Origin of the sequence: Streptococcus cristatus (assembly GCF_003943465.1) — a bacterium.
Classification (GTDB): domain Bacteria; phylum Bacillota; class Bacilli; order Lactobacillales; family Streptococcaceae; genus Streptococcus; species Streptococcus cristatus_C.
On record NZ_RJPR01000031.1, the window covers coordinates 1 to 880 of the forward strand.

At 39.8% G+C, this 880-nt stretch carries 1 protein-coding gene; it reads right to left on the reverse strand.

Going from position 1 to position 880, the window contains the following annotated elements; all coding sequences use genetic code 11:
* Positions 1 to 252: 252 nt before the first annotated feature.
* Positions 253 to 735: a sigma-70 RNA polymerase sigma factor region 4 domain-containing protein gene (locus tag D8793_RS11755; protein ID WP_045497765.1), complete on the reverse strand. Its 483-nt coding sequence runs from the start codon at positions 733 to 735 to the stop codon at positions 253 to 255.
* Positions 736 to 880: the final 145 nt, after the last annotated feature.

Consider the following 880-nt stretch of genomic DNA (forward strand, 5'->3'; position numbering starts at 1 on the left):
TTTTTCTTTGTTCAGTACTACAACATATGTTGTAGTGCCCTGCACATTGGTTCGTCTTGTTCAGTTTTCAAAGGTCTTTACCGCTCTCTCAAGCGACAACTATATCAGTATATCACCTATCCACTCCCTTGTCAACACCTTTTTGAAATTTTTTTATCTTTTTTTCATCTTTTCTTCCAACCCCCTCTAAAATCACCTATAAATCAATAACTAAAAGGGAAAGGTTAACTCTTCNTACCTCTCCCCTATCCACTATATCACCGTGCTGCTAAAGTCTATTAAATATTCCTCTAACTCTCGCAACAGTCTCTTACGTCCCTTAAACCGTTCGTCGCCTAGTAAGCGGTGGTATAACTCTAGTTGTTCTTTGTCTAACTTGGAAGTGTAGGCTGCTAACGAACTTCGAAGAGCGACTAAATCATCTAAAGCTAATTCGCGCTTACTCAGTCTATGACTAATGGTACCAACTTCCTCATAAGACTGTCGATCAAACCGGCGTTTTTGGCTTTCTTGCTTGCGAAGAATGTCATGAATATGATTCCGAAATTTTGTCTTGAAGTAACGATAGAGGCGGCTTTCATCTTGACTGATATCTGGATGACTTTCTTCTAGCTGGTGATAAACCAGCATCCCCTCTTGTTCCCAGTCACTACTCTCCCATAAATGTACATAATAATCTCGTGCACAGCGCCGGACGATCCACTGCACTTTCTCATAGCGTTCCTTGAAGTTCATGTTATCTCCTTTTTCTTTGATAATATGATTCTACAAGAAAAAATCTTCCCTCAGGCCTCCTGTCCCTATCCTGTCTATTTTATACCCCAACTGGTACCTAACAAAAATATCTATGACATCTCAGGGACTTTTTAAGACATATTAG

Bases quoted from the DNA above. Each gene is read 5' to 3' on its own strand.
- D8793_RS11755 (WP_045497765.1), bottom strand. From the start codon at position 735: ATGAACTTCAAGGAACGCTATGAGAAAGTGCAGTGGATCGTCCGGCGC.